20 protein-coding genes are annotated in these 24,290 nt (G+C 75.5%); 8 read left to right on the top strand and 12 right to left on the bottom strand.

The features are described from left to right. Positions 1 to 2 precede the first annotated feature (2 nt). The 9 genes from ACIGW2_RS24850 to ACIGW2_RS24810 all read right to left on the bottom strand — a co-directional run bounded on the left by ACIGW2_RS24850 (position 3) and on the right by ACIGW2_RS24810 (position 12,395). On the bottom strand, positions 3 to 1,007 hold the full coding sequence (locus ACIGW2_RS24850; protein WP_391656636.1) for a 3-oxoacyl-[acyl-carrier-protein] synthase III C-terminal domain-containing protein: 1,005 nt from the start codon (positions 1,005 to 1,007) through the stop codon (positions 3 to 5). After that, positions 1,004 to 2,131: an acyl-CoA dehydrogenase family protein gene (locus ACIGW2_RS24845; RefSeq protein ID WP_399845980.1), complete on the bottom strand. Its 1,128-nt coding sequence runs from the start codon at positions 2,129 to 2,131 to the stop codon at positions 1,004 to 1,006. Before ACIGW2_RS24845 ends, ACIGW2_RS24850 begins: the two co-directional genes overlap by 4 nt. Next, a complete protein-coding gene (locus tag ACIGW2_RS24840) occupies positions 2,124 to 2,396 on the bottom strand; it encodes an acyl carrier protein (protein ID WP_391656638.1) in 273 nt (90 codons plus the stop codon). The genes ACIGW2_RS24845 and ACIGW2_RS24840 overlap by 8 nt, the downstream gene beginning before the upstream one ends. Beyond that, a complete protein-coding gene (locus ACIGW2_RS24835) occupies positions 2,393 to 3,286 on the bottom strand; it encodes a 3-hydroxyacyl-CoA dehydrogenase family protein (protein ID WP_399845976.1) in 894 nt (297 codons plus the stop codon). The genes ACIGW2_RS24840 and ACIGW2_RS24835 overlap by 4 nt, the downstream gene beginning before the upstream one ends. Further along, complete coding sequence (locus ACIGW2_RS24830; RefSeq protein ID WP_399845973.1) at positions 3,283 to 6,771, bottom strand: beta-ketoacyl synthase N-terminal-like domain-containing protein; 3,489 nt, start codon at positions 6,769 to 6,771, stop codon at positions 3,283 to 3,285. The genes ACIGW2_RS24835 and ACIGW2_RS24830 overlap by 4 nt, the downstream gene beginning before the upstream one ends. A 17-nt stretch (positions 6,772 to 6,788) precedes the next feature. Then, positions 6,789 to 7,142, bottom strand: a complete 354-nt coding sequence (locus ACIGW2_RS24825) for a phosphopantetheine-binding protein (protein ID WP_391656641.1) — start codon at positions 7,140 to 7,142, stop codon at positions 6,789 to 6,791. Beyond that, a complete protein-coding gene (locus ACIGW2_RS24820) occupies positions 7,139 to 10,231 on the bottom strand; it encodes a condensation domain-containing protein (protein WP_399845970.1) in 3,093 nt (1,030 codons plus the stop codon). The genes ACIGW2_RS24825 and ACIGW2_RS24820 overlap by 4 nt, the downstream gene beginning before the upstream one ends. Then, positions 10,228 to 12,096, bottom strand: a complete 1,869-nt coding sequence (locus ACIGW2_RS24815) for an amino acid adenylation domain-containing protein (RefSeq protein ID WP_391656643.1) — start codon at positions 12,094 to 12,096, stop codon at positions 10,228 to 10,230. The genes ACIGW2_RS24820 and ACIGW2_RS24815 overlap by 4 nt, the downstream gene beginning before the upstream one ends. 65 nt (positions 12,097 to 12,161) lie before the next feature. Next, a complete protein-coding gene (locus ACIGW2_RS24810; protein WP_399845965.1) occupies positions 12,162 to 12,395 on the bottom strand; it encodes a hypothetical protein in 234 nt (77 codons plus the stop codon). Between the two features lie 274 nt (positions 12,396 to 12,669). On the opposite strand from ACIGW2_RS24810, the gene ACIGW2_RS24805 reads away from it, so the two are divergent. Both ACIGW2_RS24805 and helR read left to right on the top strand, forming a co-directional pair. After that, the gene (locus ACIGW2_RS24805; protein ID WP_356073538.1) at positions 12,670 to 13,227 is read left to right on the top strand and encodes a GNAT family protein; all 558 of its coding nucleotides are present in this window, start codon (positions 12,670 to 12,672) and stop codon (positions 13,225 to 13,227) included. Positions 13,228 to 13,423: 196 nt separating this feature from the next. Next, a complete protein-coding gene (gene helR, locus ACIGW2_RS24800) occupies positions 13,424 to 15,610 on the top strand; it encodes an RNA polymerase recycling motor ATPase HelR (protein WP_399845962.1) in 2,187 nt (728 codons plus the stop codon). Between the two features lie 6 nt (positions 15,611 to 15,616). Here the strand turns inward: helR and ACIGW2_RS24795 are convergent, their stop codons facing one another. Next, complete coding sequence (locus tag ACIGW2_RS24795; RefSeq protein ID WP_399845960.1) at positions 15,617 to 16,174, bottom strand: heme-binding protein; 558 nt, start codon at positions 16,172 to 16,174, stop codon at positions 15,617 to 15,619. 288 nt (positions 16,175 to 16,462) lie between these two features. On the opposite strand from ACIGW2_RS24795, the gene ACIGW2_RS24790 reads away from it, so the two are divergent. Further along, positions 16,463 to 17,767, top strand: a complete 1,305-nt coding sequence (locus ACIGW2_RS24790; RefSeq protein ID WP_399845957.1) for a sensor histidine kinase — start codon at positions 16,463 to 16,465, stop codon at positions 17,765 to 17,767. Between the two features lie 78 nt (positions 17,768 to 17,845). On the opposite strand, the gene ACIGW2_RS24785 is transcribed toward ACIGW2_RS24790, so the two are convergent. Next, the gene (locus ACIGW2_RS24785; RefSeq protein ID WP_399845954.1) at positions 17,846 to 19,498 is read right to left on the bottom strand and encodes an adenosine deaminase; all 1,653 of its coding nucleotides are present in this window, start codon (positions 19,496 to 19,498) and stop codon (positions 17,846 to 17,848) included. An 887-nt stretch (positions 19,499 to 20,385) separates the two neighbouring features. On the opposite strand from ACIGW2_RS24785, the gene ACIGW2_RS24780 reads away from it, so the two are divergent. From ACIGW2_RS24780 to ACIGW2_RS24760, 5 genes are all read left to right on the top strand, one after another. After that, the gene (locus ACIGW2_RS24780; protein ID WP_399845951.1) at positions 20,386 to 21,456 is read left to right on the top strand and encodes a questin oxidase family protein; all 1,071 of its coding nucleotides are present in this window, start codon (positions 20,386 to 20,388) and stop codon (positions 21,454 to 21,456) included. Between the two features lie 99 nt (positions 21,457 to 21,555). Beyond that, positions 21,556 to 21,978, top strand: coding sequence for an STAS domain-containing protein (locus tag ACIGW2_RS24775; protein ID WP_399845948.1), 423 nt, complete (start codon positions 21,556 to 21,558; stop codon positions 21,976 to 21,978). Between the two features lie 93 nt (positions 21,979 to 22,071). Continuing rightward, entirely contained in the window at positions 22,072 to 22,455 is a 384-nt protein-coding gene (locus tag ACIGW2_RS24770) for an STAS domain-containing protein (protein WP_391656674.1), read from the top strand. Next, positions 22,452 to 22,991 (top strand): ATP-binding protein, encoded by a 540-nt coding sequence (locus tag ACIGW2_RS24765; RefSeq protein ID WP_391656651.1) that lies wholly within the window; start codon positions 22,452 to 22,454, stop codon positions 22,989 to 22,991. Before ACIGW2_RS24770 ends, ACIGW2_RS24765 begins: the two co-directional genes overlap by 4 nt. Positions 22,992 to 23,052: 61 nt before the next feature. Further along, positions 23,053 to 23,520, top strand: a complete 468-nt coding sequence (locus ACIGW2_RS24760; RefSeq protein ID WP_399845944.1) for an ATP-binding protein — start codon at positions 23,053 to 23,055, stop codon at positions 23,518 to 23,520. On the opposite strand, the gene ACIGW2_RS24755 is transcribed toward ACIGW2_RS24760, so the two are convergent. Continuing rightward, positions 23,517 to 24,269, bottom strand: a complete 753-nt coding sequence (locus ACIGW2_RS24755) for a LysR substrate-binding domain-containing protein (protein ID WP_399845941.1) — start codon at positions 24,267 to 24,269, stop codon at positions 23,517 to 23,519. The two genes, ACIGW2_RS24760 and ACIGW2_RS24755, sit on opposite strands and share 4 nt — an antisense overlap. Positions 24,270 to 24,290: the final 21 nt, after the last annotated feature.

Here is a 24,290-nt window from a genome sequence, read left to right as displayed (position 1 = left end):
GGTCATACCTCCCACAGGGTCACGGCCCAGGCGGCGACCGGGCTGTTGTTGAGGACGAGCACGAGGTCGCCCGGGGCGAGTTCGCCGGCCGCGAGGAGCCGGTCGAGGTTGAGCACGACGTCCATGGCGCCCAGGTGGCCGTAGGCGGCGAGGTGTTCGCCGCAGACGGGGTGGATGGGCAGGCCGAGGAGCGTCTCGTAGAACTGGTAGGCGCTCGCGGTGACGTTCTGCATGAGGGTGGTCGCGACGGCGCCCTTGTCGACGCCGGCGTCGGCGAGCACCTCGTCGACCATCCGGGACAGCCGCATGCGGCTGTTCATGGCGAGCTCGAACCGGTAGCGGTCGGGCGAGGCGCACTCCTCACGCCACTCGTAGGACGGCACCTGCTTGTAGTCCACGCGGAACAGGTCGTGGAAGGTGCCGTCGGTCTCCTGGCGGTGGGCGCGCAGCACCGGCCGGCCGCCGCGGACCAGGGTCATCGCGTAGGCGCCGTCGCCGATCACGGTGACCGGGTGGCGGACCCGGTCGTAGCCGGTGGGGCGGCTGCCGTGGGCGACGAGGACGCTGTGGCGGGACGGGTCGGCGAGCAGCAGGTCCCGGGCCAGTGCCCAGGCGGCGCTGGAGCCGGTGCAGCCGAGGCCGTCGAGGGTGAAGGCGAAGGCGCCGTCGAGCTTGGCCTCGGCCTGGACGCGGCAGGCGTCCGAGCCGAGCAGCACGTCGGGGGCGCGGGGCCCGACGAGCACCAGGGTGTCGGGCCGGGCGGTGCCGCCCTCGCCGGAGCCCTCGCCGGCGTCGAGCCGCTCCAGGAGGCCCTGGACCGCGCGGACCGCGAGGTCGCCGGCGGTGGTGTCCTCCAGGACGCCGACGGTCGCGATGCCGCTGCCGCGGGCGAACTCGGCTTCCTCGGGGGCGAGTCCGGGGAACTCGGGGAGCTGTTCGAGGGGCGTGCGCTCGGTGGGCAGGACGGTGTGCACCAGGCCGATGCCGACGGAGGTGTCGTGGCTCATGACCACACCGCCAGGGCGTGCTTGCCGAGCAGCAGCTGGCTGATCTCGTTGCTGCCCTCGATGATCTCCATCAGCTTGGCATCCCGGTAGGCGCGGGCCACCGGCCCGCCGTCCCGGGCGCCCGCGGAGGCGAGCACCTGGACGGCGGCGGCCGCGCCGCGGGCGGCCTGCCCGGCGGCGAGGTGCTTGGCCGTGACGGCGGCGGTGACGAGCTCGGGGCTGTTCTCGTCCCAGCAGCGGCTGGCCTGCTCGCAGCAGCGGGCGGAGGCCTCCTGGGCGACGTGCAGTTCGGCGAGGTGCCGGGCGACCAGCTGGTGGTCGGCGAGCGGGACGCCGAACTGCTCGCGGGAGGCGGCGTGCGCGGCGGCGGCCCGCAGGCAGGCCCGCAGGATGCCGACGCAGCCCCAGGCCACGGAGACCCGGCCGAAGGTGAGCGCGGAGGTGACCAGCCAGTCCACCGGGAGTCCGGCGCCGCCGAGGAGCCGGTCGGCGGGCAGCCGCACCCCGTCGAGGGTGACGTTCGCGTGGCCGGCGGCCCGGCAGCCCATCGGGTCCGGGACCCGCTCGACGCGTACGCCGGGCGCGTCGGTGGGCACGACCACGGCGCCCGCGCCCTCGCCGTACCGGCCGAAGACGACGAGCAGGTCGGCGTAGGCGCCCACGGTGATCCAGGACTTGCGGCCGTCGAGGACGACGCTGTCGCCCTCGGCGCGGATGGTGGTGCTCATGGCGCCGAGGTCGCTGCCGGCGCCGGGCTCGCTGAAGGCGACCCCGGCGAGCTTCCCGGAGGTCAGCTCGGCCAGGTGGACGGCCTTCTGCTCGTCGCCGCCGAGCCGCTCGATCGTCCAGGCGGCCATGCCCTGGGAGGTCATGACGCTGCGGACGGAGGAGCACAGCGCGCCGACGTGCGCGGTCAGCTCGCCGTTGTCGGCACTGCTGAGGCCGAGACCGCCGTACGGGGCGGGCACCTGGGCGCACAGCACGCCCTTGCCGCCCAGTTCGCGCAGCAGGTCCAGGGGCAGTTCGCCGGCCCGGTCCCAGGCGTCGGCGCGGTCGCCGATCAGCTCGCCGGCCAGCTGCTCCGCCTCGGCGCGGGCGGAGCGGCGTACGGTCGCCTCACTCATCGCCGGCGCCCCGCAGGCGCAGCACGAGGGCGGTCATGGCGTCGACGCTGCGGAAGTTGTCCAGGGTGAGGTCGGCGCCGCCGACCTGGACGCCGAAGGACTGCTCGACGTGCACCAGGAGCTCCATGGCGAACAGGGAGGTGACCAGGCCGGTGGAGAACAGGTCGACGTCGGCGGCGACGGCGGCCTTGGTGCGCTGCTCCAGGAAGGCGGTCAGCGTCTCGCGGATGGCGGCGGTGTCCTGCTGGGTGGTGGGGGTGCTCACTTCGTGCTTCCTCCGTATTCGAAAAATCCGCGGCCGGTCTTGCGGCCGTAATCGCCGGCGGCGACCTTCTCCAGGAGCAGGGCGCAGGGTTCGTAGCCCGCGTCCCCGGTGCGTTCGTGCAGGACCCGCAGGGAGTCGACCACGTTGTCGAGGCCGATGAGGTCGGCGGTGGCGAGCGGGCCGGTGGTGTGGCCCAGGCAGCCCTCGAAGGCGGCGTCGACGGAGGCCGGGTCGGCGATGCCGTCGGCGACGATCCGGGCGGCCTCGTTGATCATGCGCTGGAGGATCCGGTTGATGACGAAGCCGGGTCCGTCGCCCACGACCACGCCGTGCTGGCCGAGGGCTTCGAGCAGGGCGCGGGCGTCGGCGACGGCCTTCTCCCCGCTGCGCGGGCCGCGGATCAGCTCCGCGGTGTGGATCAGGTAGGGCGGGTTCATGAAGTGGATGCCGACCAGGTCCTCGGGCCGGGCGACGGAGTCGGCCTGCTCGTCGATCGGCACGGCCGAGGTGTTGGAGATCAGCAGGGTGCCGGGGGCGACCACGGCGGACACCTCGGCGAGCACCTTGGCCTTGAGCGGGGCGAGTTCGGTGACGGCCTCGACGACGGCGGTGGCGTCGGCGACGTCGGCGATCCGGGTGGTGGTGACGAGCTCGCCGGTGGCGCCCTCGCGGGGCAGCTTGCCCATCATGCGGGCGAGCCGCAGCTGGCCGGTGGCGGCGGTACGGGCCTTGTCGAGGATCTCCTCGGAGACGTCCACCAGGATCACGTCGACGCCGCGGCCGAGGGCCAGGGTGGTGATGCCGGTTCCCATGACGCCGGCGCCGATGACGGCGAGCCGGTGGCGGGGCGTGCCGGCGTCCGCGATGGGGTCGGTGTGCTGGTCGGTCACTGCTGTTCTCCCTGGGTGGCGGCGGCCGCGCCCTCGGCCTTGAGGGCCGGGAGGAGCGAGCCGATGTCCTCGGTACGGTGGGCCAGGAAGGCCAGTCCGCTGCGCAGCTGCTCGCCGGTGACCAGCGGGGACAGGCCGGTCTTGCGCAGCCAGGGCTGCCAGGCGCGGGCCTGCACGCCGGCCTCGTCGAGCTCGTGGCCCTCCATCTCGTAGAGGGCGGTGGCGGACAGGACCTTGCTGCCGGTGGCGGTGGCGCGCTCGGCGACGAGGCGCTGCCACTCGGTCAGCGGGACGGTGCGGGTGGGCAGTCCCGCGCTCTGCAGGGCCTCGAAGAGGTCCTCCAGGCTGGGCGAGATCTCGTCCACGAGGTGGTAGGCGCGGCCCACGGACTTGCCGGAGAGGGCGAGTTCGGCGACGGCGCGGGCGAGGACGTCGACCGGGGAGACCGGCATGCCGCGGTCGTCGACCGGGCGGGCGCCGACGACGAGGCCGCTGGCGAGCAGGAACCAGATGAGGTCCTTGTCGTTGCAGGCGCCGGTCTTGCTGGAGGCCATGATGAGGCCGGGGCGGAAGACCCGGACCCGCATGCCGTCCTGGTCGGCCCGCTCCAGGATGCGCTCGCCGACCCACTTGCTGACGCCGTAGCCGCCGAGCTGCGGGTCGAGCGGCTGCTCGCGGGTCTCCATGAGGCGCCCGTCGGCGCCGGCGGGCGCGGTGGCGGCGACGGTGGAGATGAAGCTGATGTCGCGGATGCCGAGCGGGCGCATCCAGTTGAGCAGGCCGACGAGCGGCAGGATGTTGTCCTCGCGGAGCATCCGGTACGGCTCGGTGAAGACGACCTTCGCGGCGCAGTGCAGCACGTGCCCGATGCGGCCGGCGAGCTCGCCGTCGCGGTAGGACGCGCAGACCTCGGCGATGTTCCGGAGGTCGCCGGGGACGGCGTGCACGCGCTCCGGGTCGGGCTCGGGCAGCCCGAACTTGGCGGCGGTGGCCTTGAGCCGGGCCATGCCCTCGGCCTCGTCGGCGGCGCGGACCACGCAGTAGACCCGGCCCTTGGAGGCGCGGACCAGCTCGTCGAGGAGGAAGGCGCCGAGGTAGCCGGTGGCGCCGGTGAGCAGCACGTCCTTGCCGGGCGCGGTCTTCTTGGCGAGCGGTTCGAGGGCGATCTGGAGGTCGGCGTCGACGAGGGCGCCGTCGCCGTCGGCGGCCGGGTCGACCTCCTCGTCGCCGAGGCCGGCGCCGTTCTGCAGGCCCTCGACGATCTGGGTGAGCCGGCGGACGGTGGCCTGGCTGCCGCCGGCGCGGTGGATGTTGACCAGGACGCCGAAGCGCTGCTGGATCTCCAGGACGAGCTGGACGGAGAGCAGCGAGGTGCCGCCGAGCGCGGCGAACTCGTCGTCGAGGCCGATGGTCTCGTGCCCGAAGAGGTCCTTCCACAGCTGGACCATGCCGGCCTCGACGCTGCCCTCGGCGGCGGTGGAGGTGCCGCCGGTGCCGGGGGCGGCGGGCGCGGCGGCGACCGGGCCGTCGTAGGTCAGCCGGTCGAGGGCCCAGTGCCGCTTGCGGGTGAAGGGGTACGTGGGGAGGGTGACGCGGCGGCCGCGGGCGCCGTCGAGGGCGGTCCAGTCGACCTCGGCGCCGTGCAGCCAGGCGGTGGTGACGGCGTCGTCGAGCAGCTCGGCCAGGGCCTCGGCGTCGAGCGGGGCGTCCGGCGCGGGGAGGGCGAGGACGTGCCGGTCGCGGCCCGGCTCGCCGTGGCCCACGTACAGCGGGAAGCGTCCCTCGGGCCGGGTGTCCTGGGGGCCGGTCAGGGGCTCGCCGAGGCCGGGGAGCGCGGCGCGCAGTCCGGCGAGGAGGGCGGCCGGGGGCTGCGGGGCGCCGTCGGCGGGCAGTACGAGCACGGGGCGGCGGCCGGTGGAGCGCTCGGTGCGGACGGCCGGCGGCCGGGGCAGCCGCAGGGCGGCGGCGAGGCGCTCGCGGGGCGCGGTGACGACCCGGCGCTCGTCGAAGGAGGCGCGGCCGACCCGCAGGGTGTGGGCGACGTCCTCGGCGTCGAGGCCGCCCTCGTCGAGGGCGTCGGCGAGCCGGCGGCAGCTCTGGTCGAGCTCGGCGCGGGTGCGGGCGGACAGCACGAGGCGGACGGTGGCGCGGCGCGGGGCGGCGGGGCGGACCGGCTCGGGCGGGGCGGCGAGCACGACGGCGGCGTTGGTGCCGCCGACGCCCATGGAGTTGACCAGGACGTGCCGGTCGGCGTCGGCGCAGTCCTCGCCGGCGGTGGTGACGAAGAAGGGGCTCTCGTCGAGGATGTCGGGGTCGCGGGGGCTCTCGAAGGTGGGGTGCGGCGGGATCTTGCCGGTGCGGGCGACGTGCACGGCCTTGATGAAGCCGGCGATGCCGGCGGCGGGGCCGGTGTGCCCGATGTTGGACATGACCGAACCGAGCGCGCAGTAGGCGGTCTTGTCGGTGGTGGCGCGGAAGGCCCGGTTGAGCGCGAGGAGTTCGATGTTGTCGCCGACCGGGGTCGCGGTGCCGTGCGCCTCGACGTAGCGCAGCTTGTCAGCGGTGACGCCGGCGGTGCCGAGGGCGGCGGCGATGACGTCGGCGACGCCGCGCGGGCTGGGGGCGACGAAGCCGAGGCGGTCGCCGCCGTCGTTGCCGACGGCGCTGCCGCGGATCACGGCGAGCACGGTGTCGCCGTCCGCGAGGGCGTCGTCGAGGCGGCGCAGGGCGACGACACCGATGCCGGAGCTGTACGTGGTGCCGGTGGAGCTCGCGTCGAAGGAGCGGCAGTAGCCGTCCTCGGAGAGCACGCCGCCGGGCTGGTGGCGGTAGCCGCGGAAGGGCTCCAGGACGGTGGCGCCGCCGGCCAGGGCGATGTCGCACTCGCCGGAGAGCAGGCTGAGGGTGGCGTAGTGGACGCCGTACAGCGAGGAGGAGCAGCCGGTCTGGATGCTCAGGGCGGGGCCGCGCAGGCCGAGCTTGTAGGCGGCGCGGGAGGTCATGAAGTCGGCCTGGCCGCCGACCGTGAGCTCCAGGTCGTCGACGGCGGCGCGCAGGCCGGACTCGCGGGCCTTGGCGGCGAGCAGGGCGGCGGAGTAGTTGCCGGCGGCGCTGCCGGCGAAGACGCCGATGACCGGGCCGTCGGTGGCGTCCTTGCGGGCGGGGTGGCCGGCCGCCTCCAGGGCCTCCCAGCAGGCCTCCAGGAAGATGCGCTGCTGCGGGTCGATGGTCTCGGCCTCGCGCGGCGGGTAGCCGAAGAACTCGGAGGCGAACTCCTCGACGCCGGGCAGCGAGGTGGCGACCCGGACGAAGGAGGGGTCGGCGAGCATCTCGTCGGTGACGCCGGCGGCCTTGAGCTGCTCGGGGGACATCTCGCGCATGGAGACGACGCCGCGGTCGATGTTGCGCCAGAACTCCGCCGGGGTGGTGGCGTCGGGGTAGCGCAGGCCGATGCCGACGACGGCGATGTCGGTGCTGCTGGTCATGGTCGCGGTTCCCCCGTTCACGCGGACGCGGACTGGTCGCGGCGCGCGCGGCCGATGAGGCCGCCGCGGTTGCGGGCGCCGAGCTCGGTCAGCTGCTCCTCGGTGCCGGAGGCGTCGCCGAGCAGGGCCACCTGGGCCTTGACGGTGCTGTGCTGGAAGAGGTCGGAGACCTTCAGGGTCCGCTCGGTCAGCGGGTCCAGCTCCTCCCACAGCATGATGAGGAGCAGCGAACTGCCGCCCGCCTCCAGGAAGTTGACCTCGTCGGGTACCTGCTCGACGGCGTCCAGGTCCAGGACGTCGGCCCAGGCCTGGCGGACCCGGGCGAGCAGTTCGGTCTCGGTGAGCGGGGTCGTGGCCACGGTGTTGTTCACGAAGTGCTCCTGGTGATGGGGTGGGAGTCGGGGTCGGCCGCGAGGTCTTCGGCGGCGGTGACCACGTCGGTGAGCAGGGCCTCGGCCGTGTCCCGGGTGAAGAGGTTGACGGCGTAGGCCAGGCGGAGGTCGAGCCGCTCGTCCGCCGCCTCTTCGGCGACGAGTTCGAGCTCGTACTTGATGTGGAGCGGTTCGAGCGGGAGGAGCCGGGCGGTGGTCCCGGCGGCCAGTCCGGCGGGGCCCTGGGCGCCGCTCTGGGCGCTGAGGAAGACCGGGGTGAGGGCGGGGCGGCTCAGGTCGCGGTCGCTGTGCAGCTCGGTGGCGAGGACGTCGAGCGCCACGTCGGCGTGCCGGTAGGAGACGGAACAGCTCTCCCGGACCCGGCCGAGGAGTTCCCGCCAGGTCGGTTCGCCGCGCAGGTCGATCCGGAGGACCAGGGTGTTGACGAACATCCCGACGGCCTCGCCGGCGGCCGGGTCCTCGCGGCCGGCCCAGGGAAAGGCGAAGAGGAAGTCGCGCTGGGTGCCGCGCCGGGCCAGGGCCACGGCGAGCAGGGCCGCCGTGGTCATGAAGAGGGTGCAGCCGACGACGTCGGCGGCGACGGCGCGCAGCCGGGCGGCGGTGGCGGCGGGCAGCTCGGCGGTGAGCAGCGTGGCCTCGGTGGACTGGAGTTCGGTGCGCGGCCAGTCGTGGGGCAGCTCGATGTCGTTGGGCGCGCCGCGCAGGTGGTCCAGGAGGGCGGCGGCGTGCTCGGCCTCCTGCGCCGGGGCGGCGGGCGCGGCCGGGGCGAGGCTCGCCGGGTGGACGGGGGCGGCGAGCACCGGCTCGGCGCCGGCGGCCAGGGCGCGGTAGGCCGTGCCGATCTCGTCGAGCAGCAGGTCCCGGGACCAGCCGTCGGCGACGATGTGGTGGACGACCAGGGCGAGCACGGTCCGGCCGGGCCCGAGGACCAGGATCTCGGCGCGGGCCGGGGCCTCCTTGCCGAGGTCCACGGGCGCCCAGCACAGCCGGGACAGGCGGTTGCGCAGGGTGTCGGGGTGCCAGTCGGCGGCGTCGGTGACGGGCGTGGGCGGCGGGGTGGCGGTGGTGCGGTAGCAGACGTGCCGCTTGCGCCGGTCGAGGCAGAACACCGAGGACAGCGCGGGGTGCCGGCCGAGCACCAGGTCGACGGCGCGGCGCAGCACGTCGTGGTCGACGTCCCCGGTGTACTCGACGAGGGTGGGGATGAGGTAGGCGGCGCGCAGCGAGGGCAGCCGGTCGAGGAACCAGAAGCGCTGCTGTACGGGCGAGGCCGGGTGGGCCTCCTGGTCGGCGGCGGCCGTGCCGGGGCGCTCGGCGCTCGCGGCGACCGGCGCGGGCGCGGCCGGCTGCGCGGCGGCCTCCGCCGCCTCGGCGGCGGCGGTGGCGCGGGCCCGGTCGAGCAGCCGGGCGAGTCCGGCGACCGTCGGGTCCGGCAGGAAGTCGCGCGGCGACACGGTCAGTTCGTGCCGGCGCTTGGCCTCGGCGAGCATCGTGACGGCGAGCAGCGAGTGTCCGCCGAGCGCGAAGAAGTCGGAGCCCGGGGCGAGTTCGGCGACGGCCGGGGCGGGGCCGAGGCCGCCGCGCCCGGAGAGGGCGGCGACGAAGAGCTCCGCCGCCTCGGCCTCGCTGCCGCGCAGGGCGGCGCCGTGCGGTGCCGCGGCCTTCCGGGACCCGTCGGCCGGGAGTGCCGGGAGTGCCGGGACCTCGGGCACGGGCGGCAGCGCGTCGGCGGCCGGCTGGCCGGGCAGCTCCGGCAGCGCGGCGAGGGGCCGGTCGGGGTCGGCGACGGCCGCGTCGAGCAGGGCGGCCAGGCCCTCGGCGAGGGCCCGCGCGCCCTCGGGGCCGTACAGCTCGGTGTCGTACTCGATCGTGACGGACAGGCCCTCGGGGCCGTCCTCCAGGATCAGCAGCAGGTCGAACTTGGCGGTGCCGGTGCCGAGGACCACGGGCACGGTCCAGCCGGCGCCGCCGGCCCGGACCACGGGCGCGTTCTGGTAGACGAAGCCGACCTCGACCAGCGGGGTGCGGCCGGTGCCGCGCGCGGCGCCGACGGCGGCGGTGAGCCGGTCGAAGGGGATCCGCTGGGCGGACAGCGCCCGGAAGGCCTCCTTGCGGGCGGCCTTGCACAGCGCGCGGAAGGTGTCGGCGGCGTCGACCCGGGCGTGCAGCGGCACGGTGTTGACGAAGAAGCCGACGGCCTCCTCCAGGCCGGGGTGGTCCCGGTTGGCGGTCATGGTGCCGAGCAGGAACTCGCTCCGGCCGGACCAGCGGTGCAGCAGGGTCTGCACGGCGGCGGTGAGGACGACGTACGGGGTGACGCGCAGCCCGGCGGCGAGCGCGTCGATCCCGGCGCGCACCGGCGGCGGCACGAGCAGCTCGTGACGGGCGCCGGCGCGGCTGCCGTCGGGGCCGGCCGGGCGGTCGGCGCGGCCGGCCAGGCGCAGGCCGGGGGCGACCCGGAGCAGTTCGGCGGCGCGCTCGTCGAGGGCCCGGACGGCGGCCGGGTCCTCGGCGGCGGCCCGCTCCTGGACGGCGAACTCCGCGTACCGGGCGGGGAGTTCGGGCAGGTCCACGGGGTCGCCGGCGAGGGCCGTCGCGTAGGCGCGGGCCAGGTCGTCGAAGAGCGGGGCGAGGGACCAGCCGTCCACGGCGATGTGGTGGACGGTGAGCAGGACGGCGTCGCCGCCGGGCAGGCCCTGCCACAGGGTGCAGCGCAGCAGCGGGCCGCGGGCCAGGTCGAAGGGGGCGCGGCCGCGCTCCGCGGCGTCCCGTTCGGCGCGGGCGGCGGCCTCGGGCGCGCCGGTGAGGTCGACGACCTCGACGGGCACCGGTTCGGGAGCGAGGACGTGCTGTTCGAGGCGGTCGTCGACGAGCCGGTAGACGGTGCGGAGCGGTTCGTGACGGGTGGTGACCGCCTCCAGGGCGAGGGAGAGCGCCTTGGGGTCGAGGGGCTCCGCGGTCCGGAAGAACAGCGGGACGTTGTAGGTGGGGTTGCCGGGAGCGGCGGCGTCGGCGAACCACAGGCGCTCCTGCGCGAAGGAGAGCGGCGCGGGCTGGTTTCCGGTCACGAGGCGGCCGCCAGGGGTGTCGAGGCCACGTGCGCGGCCAGCTCGTCGAGGCTGTCGGTGAGCAGCACGGCACCGGCGTCGATGCGGACGTCGAGGCGCTGCCGCACCCGGGTGGCGATCTGCATGGCGAGGATCGAATTGCCGCCGAGGTCGATGAAGTTGGCCTCCGGCTCGACGGCGGGGACGCCGAGCACGTCCTGCCAGATCTCCTGGAGGGCGGCGAGTACGGAGGCGCCGGACGGGGCGTCGGACGCGACGTCGGAGGGGGGACCGGCGTCCGGGGCGGGGGCAGGGGCTCCGGCCGGTGCGGCGGGGGCGTCGAGCATGCGGAGCAGCTGGGCGCGGTCGGCCTTGCCGGTGGACCCGAAGGGGACCCGGTCGAGCACCAGCCAGCGGGTGGGCAGCATGTAGCTGGGCAGGGTCTCGCCGAGGCGCCGGTTGAGGGCGGCGGGCAGCTCGGCGCGGGGGACGCCGGAACCGTCGGCCGAGGGGCCGGTCCCGGCCTCGGCGGCGGGCAGGACGAAGCCGACCAGGGAGGCGGCCGGGCCCTCGCCGACCTTCTCGACGAAGGCGGAGTCGGCGAGCCCGCAGGCCATCGCGGCGCGCTCGATCTCCTCCAGCTCGATCCGGAAGCCGCGCAGCTTGACCTGGCGGTCGGTGCGGCCGAAGAGCTCGACGGCGCCGCTCGGCAGCAGCCGGCCGGTGTCACCGGTGCGGTAGATCCGCTCGCCGGTGCCCGGATGGGTGATGAAACGTTCCGCCGTGAGCTCGGGGCGGGCCAGGTAGCCGAGCGCCACGCCCGGGCCGCCGACGCACAGCTCGCCGGTCTCCCCCGCCGGCACCTCGTTCAGCTCCGCGTCCAGGAGGTGGAGGGTGGTCTCCTGGAGCGGGAAGCCGACCGGCACCCGGTCGAGGCCGTCGAGCGAGGCGTCCGTGCAGTCGAAGTAGGCGGCGAAGGTGGTGGTCTCGGTCGGCCCGTAGCCGTTGACCAGCCGCCCGGGCGGGGTGGCCGCGAGCACCCGGCGGACCGCGCCCAGCTCCAGCTGCTCGCCGCCGACCACGACGGTGCCGACGCCCGCGAAGGCGTCCGCGCTCTCCCGCGCCACGGTGTGGAAGAGGGAGGTGGTGAGGAACATGTGGTCGATCCGCTCGGCCCGCAGCAACGCCGTCCACTCGTCCATGGCCAGCTCGGTCACGGACGGGAAGACCACGACGGTCGCGCCGCCGCACAGCGCGTTCCACAGCTCGAAGGTGGTGGCGTCGAAGGCCGGGTTGGCGGAGCTCGCCACCCGGTCGCCGGGCTCGACCGTGCAGAACAGGGCGCCGAGGGCGAGCCGCAGCACGGCCCGGTGGGGGACGACGACGCCCTTGGGGCGCCCGGTGGACCCCGAGGTGAAGTTCACGTACGCCGGGGCGTCCCGGTCGCCGGCGGGGGCGGGGACCGGGCGGCCGGGGTCGCGCTCCGGCAGGTCGAGCGGCTCGACGCCCTCGGGCAGCCAGGTCGCGAGGTCCGCCCAGCGTCCGGTGGCGCCCGGGGCCCGGACGATCACCCGCGAGCCGGACTCGCCGACGATGTCGGCGAGCCGGCTCGTCGGGGCGAGCCCGTCGAGGGGGAGGTAGGCGGCACCGCAGCGCAGGATGCCGAGGAAGGTGACGACCAGGTCGGCCGAGCGGTCCTGGGCGACCGGCACCAGGTCGCCCGGGCGGACGCCCCGGTGCGCGAGCTCGGCGGCCAGCCAGCCGGCGCGCTGCCAGAGCTCCCGGTACGAGAGCGACCGGCCCTTCGCCGGATCGCGTACGGCACAGGCCTCAGGCTGTCGCTCGACCCACCGTGCCACGACCTCGTGCACGCTGACTGCCGCCATGTCTACCCCTCCCCTTGATCCCTGATGAACTGCGTGTGACGCGGTGCGGCGCGGGCGGTGGGTGCTCAGCCCCAGCCGTGGTCGCCGGCCTCGCCGGCGAGGACGAGGAGACCGTCGGCGGAACCCTCATCGAAGGTGGCGGCGTTCTTTCCCCAGCCGTGGTCCGCCGTGATCCGCTGCGTCGCACCGGCGGCGTCGCCCGCACCCGCCAGGAGTTCGCCCGAGGCGACCGGAGCGGCCGCGAGGAAAAGGGCCGTGAAGGCCATTCCGGCGGACTTGACGAACCGGTTGGTAAGCATCTCTCTCCGTTTCGGTCGACGGCCGTCGATATTCACCGGCCGCGTTCGCTTTCCGACGTCCACATCGTGTGGCGAACGGGGAGCGGGGATCAAGAAATGGCGCGCGCACGCCTGTGCGGCGCACGTTCATGCGGAGGGACGAAACGGACATCGCCGACGGGCGCGGTGGGCGCGCCGGCGGGCGCTCGCCTATCGTGGGCGGCGTTCACCAGGTGTGCGAACGCCCGTCACCGGCCGTCCGCAGCAACCGGATACGACGCCCAGGGAGGCTTGCGTGACCCTCTTCGGCCACGACCTGACAGACTCCGCCCAGCTGCGCCCACTGGAGCCGTGGCAGGCGGGAGAATTCGCCGAGTACGTGGACCGGGTGCGACCGCATCTGGCCCCGTGGCTGCCGTGGGCGCACTTCGTCGTGGACCCGGATTCCGCACGGAATTTCCTCCAGCGGTATGCCGACACGCAGAGCCAGGACGGCGGCCGGATTTTCGGCATCTGGGTCGACGGAAAAATGGAGGGCGGGGCGCTCTTCCGTATCTTCGACGTGCCCACCGGTGTGTGCGAAATGGGGGTCTGGCTTTCCCCGGACGCCCAGGGAAAGGGCCTTGTCACGCGTGCCGCCCGGCATCTCGCGGACTGGGCGCTGAAGGTGCGCGGAATGCATCGGGTGGAATGGCGCGTGACGCCCGCGAACGAGCGCAGCATCGCCGTCGCGAAGCGCCTCGGCATGCGGTACGAGGGCACCCTGCGCGAGGTGTTCTCCTTCAACGGCGCGCGCCAGGACCTGGAGGTGTGGGCGCTGCTCGCGACCGACCCGGCGGAACCGGCGGCGTGATCCCGGCACCGGGCTCGGACCACCGACCCGGGCGAAAAGGGCCCGTGCGAAAGGGCCCGGACAACAGAAGAGGCGAGGAACGCTCTCCTCGCCACTCTTAACTTATAGCGGATGGGGGGCCTTGCCGCAAGGCCCCCCTTGTGCCGCACAATCGCTCCCCTGACGCCGGAACCTGCGGAAATGGGAGCTTCACCACGTGCGTACGCATACGTCCGCGTTCAATCTGTCCGACCGCCACTCCGCCAAGGCCGACCCGGCACTGATCGGCGCCGACGAACGGCACTTCACCGCGATCGCCGAGAGCCTGGAGGAGTCGGTCGCCGAGCTCACGGAGCGGCTCACCGTGCTGCGCCGGGCGCCCGGCGGCATCGGCCGGGAGGCGATGGAGCGGGACCACGAGATCCACCGGCTGACCGGCCGGCTGCGCACCCTGCGCCGCTTCGGCCTCGACCTGTGCCTGGGCCGGATCGTGCCCGAGGGCGCGGACGAGCCGGTCTACATCGGCCGGCTCGGCCTCACCGACGCCGCCGGCCGGCGGCTGCTCGTCGACTGGCGCTCGCCGGCCGCCGAGCCCTTCTTCGCCGCGACCCACGCCCGCCCGATGGGCCTGGCCAGCCGGCGCCGCTACCAGTGGACCGACGGCCGGATCCACGACTACTGGGACGAGGTGTTCACCGCCGACGGCCTCGAAGGACACGCGGCCCTCGACGACCAGTCCGCGTTCCTCGCCAGCCTCGGCGGCACCCGCTCGGAGCGCATGCGGGACGTGCTCGCCACCCTCCAGGCCGACCAGGACGCGATCATCCGGGCCGGCTCGCGCGGCACCCTGGTCGTCGACGGCGGCCCGGGCACCGGCAAGACCGTGGTCGCCCTGCACCGCACCGCCCACCTGCTCTACGCCGACCCCCGGCTCGGCCACCGGCGCGGCGGCGTCCTCTTCGTCGGGCCCAGCCGCCCGTACCTGGCCTACGTCTCCGACGTGCTGCCCAGCCTCGGCGAGGAGGGCGTGCGCACCTGCACCCTGCGCGACCTGGTCCCGGAGGGCGCGACGGCGGGGCCCGAGCGCGACCCGGAGGTGGCCCGCCTGAAGTCCTCGGCCTCGATGGTCCGTTCGATCGAGCTGGCGGTGCGCTTCTACGAGGAGGCACCGACCCGGGCGCTCACCGTGAGCACCCCATGGGCCGAGCTGCGGCTGACCGCCGACGACTGGGCGGAGGCCTTCGAGGCCGCCGACGGCGTGCCGCACAACGAGGCCCGCGAACGCATCTGGGAGGAGCTCGGCAGCCTGCTCCTGGAGAAGCTGGACGCGGACGCCGAGGTGCCCGAGGAGGCCTTCCGTCGGGCGCTGCGCGCCGACCGGGAGCTGGTCGAGACGCTGCACGGGGCCTGGCCGGTGCTCGACCCGGCCGACGTGGTGGGCGACCTCTGGTCCGTACCCGCCTATCTGCGCCTGTGCGCGCCGTGGCTGGGGCCGGACGAGGTGCGGCTGTTGCAGCGCGCCGAGCCCCGGGCCTGGACGGTGGCCGACCTGCCGCTGCTCGACGCGGCGCGGCAGCGGCTCGGCGACCCGGAGGCGGGGCTGCGGCAGCGCCGTTACGAGCAGGCGCTCGCCGCCCAGCGCCGGGAGATGTCGGCGGTGGTCGACAACCTGATCGCGGCGGCGGTCGACTCCGGCGCGGACGGGGACGACGGCGAGGGTCTGGTGCGGATGCTGCGCGGCGCGGACGCCGAGGTCAGCCTGGTCGACGAGAGCGGGCTGCCCGGCGCCGAACGGGACGCGCTCGCCGGGCCGTTCGCGCACATCGTGGTCGACGAGGCGCAGGAACTCACCGACGCGGAGTGGCAGATGCTGCTGCTGCGCTGCCCGTCCCGGTCCTTCACGGTGGTCGGCGACCGCGCGCAGGCCCGGCACGGCTTCGCCGAGTCGTGGCGGGAGCGCCTGGAGCGGGTCGGCCTCGACCGGGTCGAGACGGCCTCGCTGGGCATCAACTACCGCACGCCGGAAGAGGTGATGGCGGAGGCGGAGCCCGCGATCCGGGCCGCGCTGCCGGACGCCAACGTGCCGACCTCGGTGCGCCGCTCCGGCGTCCCGGTGGTGCACGGCCGGGCCGACGACCTGGACGCGGTCCTGGACGCCTGGCTGGCCGAGCACGCCGAAGGGACCGCCTGTGTCATCGGCGGTCCCGTGGTGCGGGGCAGGGAGCGGGTGTCCTCGCTCACCCCGGAGCTGTCGAAGGGCCTGGAGTTCGACCTGGTGGTCCTGGTCGACCCCGAGCGCTTCGGCACCGGCGTGGCCGGCGCGGTCGACCGCTACGTGGCGATGACCCGGGCGACCCGGCAGCTCGTGATTCTCACGAGCACGCCTTCTCCGTCCGCGAGTTGATCGAGATCAGCTCAGGGAGGCGACGCCGGCCCGGGCGAACTTCTCGTCCAGGTCGCCGGACGGGGCGCCCGCGACGCCGATGCCCGCGATCGGGGCGCCCTTGGCGGTGACGGGGGCGCCGCCGGCGAGGAAGAGGGTGCCCGGGATGTCCTTCAGGGTCGGCGCGTTGGTGAGGCGCTTGACCAGCTCGGAGGTGGGGGCGTTCCAGGAGACGGCGGTGTACGCCTTCTTCACGGCCGACTCGTAGGACTGCGGGCCCGCGCCGTCCCCGCGCAGGGTCACGAGGGTGTTGCCGTTGCGGTCCACCACCGCGACGGAGACCCTCTGGTTCTCCTTCTCGGCGGCCTTCAGAGTCGCCTGCGCGGCCTTCGTCGCGGCCTCGATCGTCAGGTGCGTGCTCCGCGTGGTGTTCTTGTTCTTCACGTCGGCCTTGGCGACCGCGGCGGCCGGGGCGGCGGCGGGCGTGGCGGCGTTCGCGGAGACGGCGCCGAAGGCACCGGCGCCGAGGACGACGAGGGTGGCGCCGCCGGTCAGGACACGGGCCCGCATCGAGATCTTCTTCATGGTGGATGACTCCTCGTGGTGGTGGTCGCTGCCCGGGAGGCGCTCGCCGTCCCGCTCCGCCTTCCATCCTGGTGCCGCCCCCGGCCCTGCCCGGTCCGCCCGCCGGCCCCTCTCCCGGCCCCGCCCGGCCGACCCCGGGGTCGGCCGATCGGCTGACCCCGGGCGTGACCGAGGTCCCGGAGGGGGTTCCGTGGACGCCGGGGGCCGGCCACCGGGCCGGATGGGGCATTCCCGGTGCTTTCCGGATTTACTGGGGCGGTGACGGCCGGCAGGAGAAGGGCACGCGGGATGGCGGGGACGGACGGGGTGCGGGACGGGCGGGACGGGGACGTCCGGTACGCGGGTGACGGCGCGGCGGGCGGAGTGTGGGGCCCGCCGGCGCCGGAGGCGGAGGAGCGCTGGTTCCGGGTGCTGCTCTACGCCGGCTTCTTCCTGCTGCTCGGCTCCTCGCTGACCCGCTTCCTGATGCGGCACACCGACGACGGCCGGGCGCCCTGGGTGGTCGCCCTCGCCCTGCTGCTCGCCGCCCTGTACGTCGCCGAGACGGCACCCCGCACCCGTACCGGCAGCAGCCGCCGGGTATGGCTGGGCGCGGTGGTCGCGGTCTGGATCGCCCTGGTGTTCCTGGCGCCCAGCTTCGCCTGGTGCTCGATCCCGCTGTTCTACCTGAGCCTGCGCACCCTGCGCCCGCCGGCCGCCGCGGCGCTGATCACACTGCTCACAGCGGTGGCGGTGGTGGCGCAGCTGCGGCTCGCCGGCCGGTTCGACCTGGACCTGCTGCTGGCACCGCCCGCGGTCTCGGCGATCGCCGTGGCCGTCTTCGTCCAGATGGACCGGCAGACCCAGCGGCAGCGGCGGCTGATCGCCGATCTGGTGCGCACCCGGCGGGAGCTGGCGGCGACCGAGCGCCGCGAGGGCACCCTCGCCGAGCGCCAGCGGCTCTCCATGGAGATCCACGACACCCTCGCGCAGGGCCTGTCCAGCCAGCAGATGCTGCTCCAGGCGGCCGACCGGGTGTGGGACGGGGAGCCGGAGACCGCCCGCCGGCACGTGCGGGCGGCGACGGCGATCGCCGAGCACAATCTCGCCGAGGCCCGCCGGTTCGTGCACGACCTGGCGCCCGCCGACCTCGCCCAGGGCGGCGGCGTTGAGGAGGCGCTGCGGGCGCTCGCCGCGCGGGAGAGCACCGGCGGGCTCGACGTGCGCTGCCACGTGGACGGCGCGCCGGACCGGCCGCTGCCGGGCCGGGTCGAGTCGGCGCTGGTGCGGATCGCGCAGGGCGCCCTGGCGAACGTGCGGGAGCACTCGGGCGCGGGCACGGCCGCGCTGACCCTCACCTATCTCGACGACCAGGTCGTCCTGGACGTGGCCGACGACGGGCGGGGCTTCGACCCGGCGGCCGCGCTCGCGGACACCGGCGGCGTTCGGGGCCACGGCCTGCCCGCGATCCGCACCCGGGCCGCCCAGCTCGGCGGCACCCTGACGGTGGAGTCGGCGCCCGGGGAGGGCACGGTCCTGTCGGCCGCGATCCCGCTCGGCCCCGCACCGGCCCCGTACCCGTCCTCGTCCCCCTCCTCCCCCTCCCCTGCCTGACGGGCCCCGGGCACGACACGGCCCCGCCGCCCGCCCGGGAGGGGCGGGCGGCGGGGCCGCGCACGGGACGGACGGGGATCAGCCGCCCACGGTCCCCAGGGCGATGCGCCGCTCGAAGGCGTCGAAGGCCGCCTCCTGGCGCCACTCGACGGCGGCCTTGGGGCTGGCGTCGAGGAGCCGGCGGCAGGCGGGGCGCAGCCGCTCGGAGCCCGGCTCGTCGTGGCGGCAGGCGCCGGCGAGCCGGTAGCCGTCACGGGTGGGGTTGCCCTGCCAGATGCTCGCGCCGGGCAGGAAGGCGTACTCGAGGGAGGCGCGGGCCAGGTCCTTCAGCTCGCGGTAGCCGAGGTCGTAGGTCTCGCTCGCGTAGCGGTACTCGTGCGTGATGTCGATCCGCGAGACGCCCGGGTCGTCGGTGGCGAGGACGACCGGGACGCCGTGCGCGCGGTACGTCTCGAAGGGGTGGTCGGCGCCCTTGACGCCGAGGATCTGGGCGTTGCTGGTGAACGGCACCTCGACGGCGATCCGGCGCGCGGCCATGGTGTCGGCGACCCGCTGCCAGTCGTCCTCGTGGACGAGGTCGACGCCGTGCCCGATGCGCTCGGCGCGGGCGGTGTTCACGGCCTCGCCGATGTGGAAGGTGAGGTGCTCGGGCTTGACCAGGCCGGGCCACAGCTCGCCCGCGTGCAGGGTGACGTGCGCCTTCGGGTAGACGCCGCGCAGGTACTGGAGCATCCGCATCTGGGTGCGGTAGTTGGCCAGCGAGGTGTCCCAGTCCTCGGGCTGGACCAGGTTGACGGCGACGAAGCGCGGGTCGGCCTCGGCGAGCCGCATGCCGAGCGCCATCTGCGTGAAGACCCGCTCGTTGGAACTGCCGCGCGAGACCTGGGAGATCCAGCGCACGGTCAGCTCGCAGCCGGGGCGGGGCGTGTCGGTGGCGCAGCGGGCGGCGGTGCGGAACTCGGCGTCGCCGTCGTCGGCCTCCTTGCGGGCCTCGGCGACGACCTTGTCGAGCTTGCCGCCGGCGACCAGCTTGTCGTGCATCCGGGCCAGGTCGGCGTCCCAGCCGACCTCGGCGGCGAGCTTCTTCGCGCTCTCGGAGGCCGGGCTGACCATGGTCTCCAGATAGAACTGGTTCTGCTCGGCCACGGAATCGGCGACCTCGGCGAGCAGCTTGCCGCGGTGCCGCCAGGTCACCTCGCCGAACTTGCCGAAGGTGTCGAAGAAGTGGTCGTGCCCGTTGCCGCCGGCCGGGAAGTCCTGCATCGACCAGGCGCGCACCAGCGCGTCGCGGAAGGCGGTGTCGGTGCGCGCGTCGGCGGCGGGCCGGGTGCCCGGGCCGCACGGCGGGGTGACGGCGGTCATGGTCTTCGTGTCGACGCAGAGCCCGTCCTCGGCGGCGAGCTCGATCAGGTACTCGGTGGTGACCGCGCCGGACAGGTGGTTGTGCAGCTCGCCGCCCTTGGGCAGGGCCCGGAAGAAGTTCTGGAGCGCGGCCGGGTCGTTGCGGATCGCGGCGAGCCGGGCGGCGGCCACCGCCTCTCCGGCCGTCGCCACCGGCCGCGGCGCGGCCGCGGACCCGCCGGGGGCGCCGGGGGCGGCGCTCGCCTGGCCGGCCGGAGCGGCGACGGCGGCGGGCAGCAGGCAGAGCGCGGCGACGAGCAGTGCGCGACGGCGCGAAGTGCGGCGCGGGGCGGGGCGGTTGGGTTCCTGTGGGGGTACGGAATTGATCACCCCGGCATGATCGCGAGTGCCGGCCCGGGGCGGGGCCCGCGACGGGCTTTTCGCCCGGCACACCACCCGCACGGGGAGTTCCTTCGCACACACCAGCGGGGCGGTGCACGCGTGTTCAGACCGCCCGGCGGGGCGGTCCTGGGCCGTTTCTTTCGGATCAGGCCGGATCCGGGGGCACCTCCCGTGCCCGGAGGGCTACGGGGGAGAGCGGCATCCGGTGCATGGGGTCTCCCCAGGCCCGCCAGGGCCGAGGGTTGGGGTCTCCCCAGGCCCGCCAGGGCCGAGGGTTGGGGTCTCCCCAGGCCCGCCAGGGCCGAGGGTTGGGGTCTCCCCGGGCCCGCCAGGGCCCAGGGGAAGGATCGCAAGGCGGAGGTGGGGGCACCTCCCCGCCCCCTCGGCCTGGTGGCCGGGGAGGTGGGGGCACCTCCCGGGCCACGAGGCGGAGGGGGCGCAAGCGATGCGGTGGGGGTACTCCCCCAGGCTCCGCCGGGGGCGCCCCCACCCAGGCGAAGCTCTGGGGGAGCCGAGAGCCCGGCAAGATCCGGAAGAGACGGACAGGGCCTAGGTCCTGTCCGGAAAGTGGCGTCGTCTGCCCGCAGGGCAGGGCTCGCGGTGTCTGGTGCGTGCGATCGCAAGGCGGAGGTGGGGGTACCTCCCCGGCCGCCAGGCCGAGGGGGCGGAGACATGGCTTGCCATGGCGACCGACGACAACGCGGCGTGGGGGCACCTCCCGTGCCCGCAGGGCTACGGGGGAGTGCGTGCCAGGCGCCGCGAGCCAGGCGAAACTTTCCGGACAGGGCCTAGGTCCGGCCTAGGCCGGACGGTCCCGCCGTCCTCCGCCCCGGGCCCGTTCCGCCGCCCCCGCGGCCCGGCCTACCGTCGCCCCCATGGAGACGACAGGAACGGACCCGCGGGCGTACACCCCCGCGCGCGGCACCGCCGGGATTCTCGACGAGGCGCTGGAGCGGCTGCACTCCAGCGGGCCCGAGCGGCTCGGGCGGCTCACCAACCACGCGCCGATGGCCGTCGAGGCGCTCGCCGCGCACGGGCAGGAGCGGGCGGTACACCGGTGGCTCGACCGCTACGCGCCGAAGCTGGAGGACTTCCCGACCGGGCTCGCCCCGGTCACCGCCGCGAACTGGCCGGAGGCCCTGGGCGACCCGCGGCGGGCCGCCGACTGGATCGTCCACTTCGGGCGCGAGCTGGAGGGGCGCCCCTGGCGGGAGGTGCTCGCGGAGTGGTGGCCGCGGCTGCTGCCCGGTCTGTACGGCGGATCGACGCACCCCGTGATCCGGGTCGGGCACGCCGTGCGCACCCTGCTCGCGGACGGCGACGCCACCACCGCCCCGCGGCTGGCCGAGCTGGCGCACGGGCTCGGCTACTGGGCCGCCCGGCACCGCCCGGTCACCGGTGTCACCGCGCTGCCCGGCACCGAGGAGGCGGCCGCCTCCGCCGCGCTGGACGCGGTGCCGCGCATCGCCGGGCAGGAGGGCGGCTTCCCCGACCGGCTCGGCCGGGTGCGGCGGCTGCCGGTCTGGGCGACGGCGGTGACCGGTCCGGACACGGCGTACGAGCGGCTGGCGGAGCTGGTCCGGGCCGCCACCCACCGCTACGCCACCCACGGGCACGGCGAGGAGACCATGCTGGTGCACGCCGCCACCGCGCCGAACGCCGTGCTGCGCGCCCTCCCCGCGCTGCCCCGCACCCTGTGGGTGCCGAGCCTGCACGCCGCGTGGGCGGCCTCGGCGGCGGTGACCGCGATGTACGCGCCGGCCGAGGGCGTTCCCCTCGTACCGCCGCCCGGTCGGCTCACTCCCGGGGAGGTCATGGAACGGGCCCTGGCGCACGGCGACGAACACGTGATCAAGCTGACCGACACCGCCCTGGACTTCCCCGACGGGCCGTCCCTCGCGGCCGCCCTGCGGGCCGTGGAGCTGAGCGCGCCGCTGTCCCCCTGACCGCCCGGGGCCCGGCACCGACACCGCCCGGGCCGGCCGCGCCGGTCCGGGCCGCATGGGCGGCCCGGACGGGGGCAGGCGCGCAGTGGAGGTGTCGCCATGGTCCCGGTGGATCACGTGTCGTCCCAGGGCGGGGAGCGCGGACCGGCCCCCGAGGGCCGGGAGCCGCGGACCTACCGCACGCCCTCGGGCACGGCCCGGGTGGTCTGCGAGGAGGCCCCGGACGGGGACACGGTGGTGCTCTCGGCGACCGGCGAGTTCGACGTGGACACCGTGGACTGCCTGCGCCGGGCGCTGGCCGACGCCCGGCACTCGGGCTGCCGGCGGACCGTGCTCGACGTCTCGCAGATCGGCTTCGGCGACTCCTCGTTCCTGCACGAACTGGTGACCGCGCACTTCGCGAACGGCTCCCTGGTCCTCACCGGGCCGCTGCCGCGGCAGCTGAAGCAGTTGTTCACGATGACGGGCACACTGCGCCTGTTCACGATCGTCCAGGATCGCGCGGTGCTCGGCTTCGCCTGATCATGGGCATGAGGCAGGGGACGGCAGGAGCGGGGGAGGGTGGTCCGGCGGGGCCGGACCGGAGCGGAAGGAGGCCGCCCGCGCATGGAGGCCATGGATCGGCCGGGAGACGTGACCGGACGGCTCGACGTCCGGGAACAGAGCGGACGGCGCCCCGGCACCGTCGTCCTCGCCCTCTCGGGCGAACTCGACCACGACACCGCGGGACCCTTGCGGGACGCCCTCGCGGCCCACGGCACGGACGGCGAGCGGATCGTCGTCGACTGCTCAGGACTCGGCTTCTGTGACTCCACGGGGCTGAACGTGCTGCTCCGCGCCCGGCTGCGGCTCACCCGGAACGGCGGCCGGCTCGACCTCGCGGGCCTACGGCCACCGGTCGACCGCATGTTCGAGATCACCGGGGCGCGCTCCGTCTTCCGGGTGTACGAGACCGCCGCGAGCGCCCTCGCGGACGCCCCGGCCCCGGAGGAGTCATGAGGCCCGGCACGCCGGGGAGCGACGGGCCGGGCGACGAGGACGACCGGCCACCGGACGCGGCCGCCGCCCCCGAGCCCGGGCCCTTCCCCGGCGCCCAGGTCAGGCGGCTCCTGCTCGACGGCTCCGCCGGGGCCGTGACCCGCTGCCGCGAGTTCACGGCGGTGGCTCTGCGCGACTGGGGCTGGCTGCCGGCGGACACCCCGGAGGGACGCGAGCGGGCCGAGGACGTGCTCCTGATGGTCTCGGAGGTCGTCACCAACGCCTGTCTGCACACCGCCGGGCCCGAGGAGCTGGTGCTGCGGCACGCCGGCGGCCTGCTGCGCCTCGAAGTGGCCGACGGCAGCCCGGAGCCGCCCCGTCCGAACGCGCCGCGCTCCCCCGCGCTGCCGGGCGGGCACGGGCTGATGGTCCTGAACCGGCTGGCCGGGGCCTGGGGCGCGGAGCCGAAGCCGGACGGCGCCCCCGGCAAGGTCGTCTGGGCCGAGATCGCCCGCCCGTCGCAGCCCCCGTGGTGGCGGACCCGCGGCCGGGACTGAGCACCGGCGGGGGGCGCCGGTCGGCGGTTTACGGCTCCCGGGAGGCGGAAAGCCGCCGCCTATGACGCTCGCGCACGGGAAGGAGATCCGGGTCAGCGGCCGCTCCCTGCGGTACGACCTGACGGGGGCGCCGCTCGGTCCGGGCGTGGTCGCGGAGTGCCGGGAGGTGACCCGGCGGGCGCTGCGGACCTGGTTCGGGCGGGCCGGCGCGCCGGAGGAGCGGGCGGCGGCGGACGCGCTGCTGCTGGTCTCGGAGGTCGTCACGAACGCGCACCGGCACGGCGGGACGCCGAGCGAGCTGCGCCTGGACGGCACCGACCGCGCGCTGTGGGTGCAGGTCAGCGACACCAGCCCGGAACCTCCCCGCCCGCACGGCCCGCACCGCGCCCGCCGCGCCTCCGGGCACGGCCTCTACCTGCTCGAACGCCTGGCCGCGCGCTGGGGCACGGTGCCCCGCGGCCCGGCCGGGAAGACGGTCTGGTTCCAGGTGGACGTACTCCCGGACGCTTCCCGGGGCGACGGGTCCTAGCTCCGGGTCTCGCGGGCGGCGCCGTCCTTCGCCGGCCGGCCCGTACCGGCGGACTCGCGGAGGGCGTCGAGGAGTGTGCGCAGGACCGGCTGGTCCAGGGAACCGGAGCGGACCACGGCGTGGATCGGCCTGATCGGCTCCGGGTGCCGGACGCGGCGGACGGCGACGCCGGGGTGACGGGTGCTCAGTCCGAGCAGGGGGACGAGGCTGACGCCGAGGCCGGCGGCGACGAAGCCCTGCGCGGTGGCGTACTCCTGTGACGTGGCCGCGAAGTCCGGGCTGAAACCCGCCGCGGCGCAGGCGTCGGTGACCGGGGTGAGACAGGGTCCTGGGGGCTCGCTCCGCACCCAGGGTTCGCCGGCGAGGTCGGTGAGGTCGAGCACGCGCCGGGCGGCGAGCGGGTGGCCGGTGGGCAGCACGGCCCGGTAGGGGTCGTCGAGGAGGTGCACGCCCCGGACGCCCTGCCGGGAGGCGTCGGCCGGCGGCCGGACGACCAGGGCCAGGTCGGCGTCGCCCTCGTACACCTCCGCCAGCGCGTCGTCGGGATCCGCGAGGCCGGCGTCGATCGCCACCGCCGGGTGCTCGCGGCGCACACGGGCCAGGGCGGGCGCCGGCCGGGTCGGGCCGTCCTGCGGCGGCGGGCCGGCCGGCCGCTCCCGTCGGACGGATGTCCCCCGACCGGGTGTCCGGCCGGGCCCGGGGTGTCCGGAGGGCGCGTGCCCGGCTCCGCGAGCCGGGCGAAACCTCACGGACTGGGCCTAGAGTGGATG

The organism is Streptomyces sp. NPDC053541, from assembly GCF_044544705.1.
In the GTDB taxonomy this organism is placed as follows: Bacteria; Actinomycetota; Actinomycetes; order Streptomycetales; family Streptomycetaceae; genus Streptomyces.
Note: the sequence above shows the minus strand (reverse complement) of the source record. Positions and strands in the feature narration are given on the sequence as shown.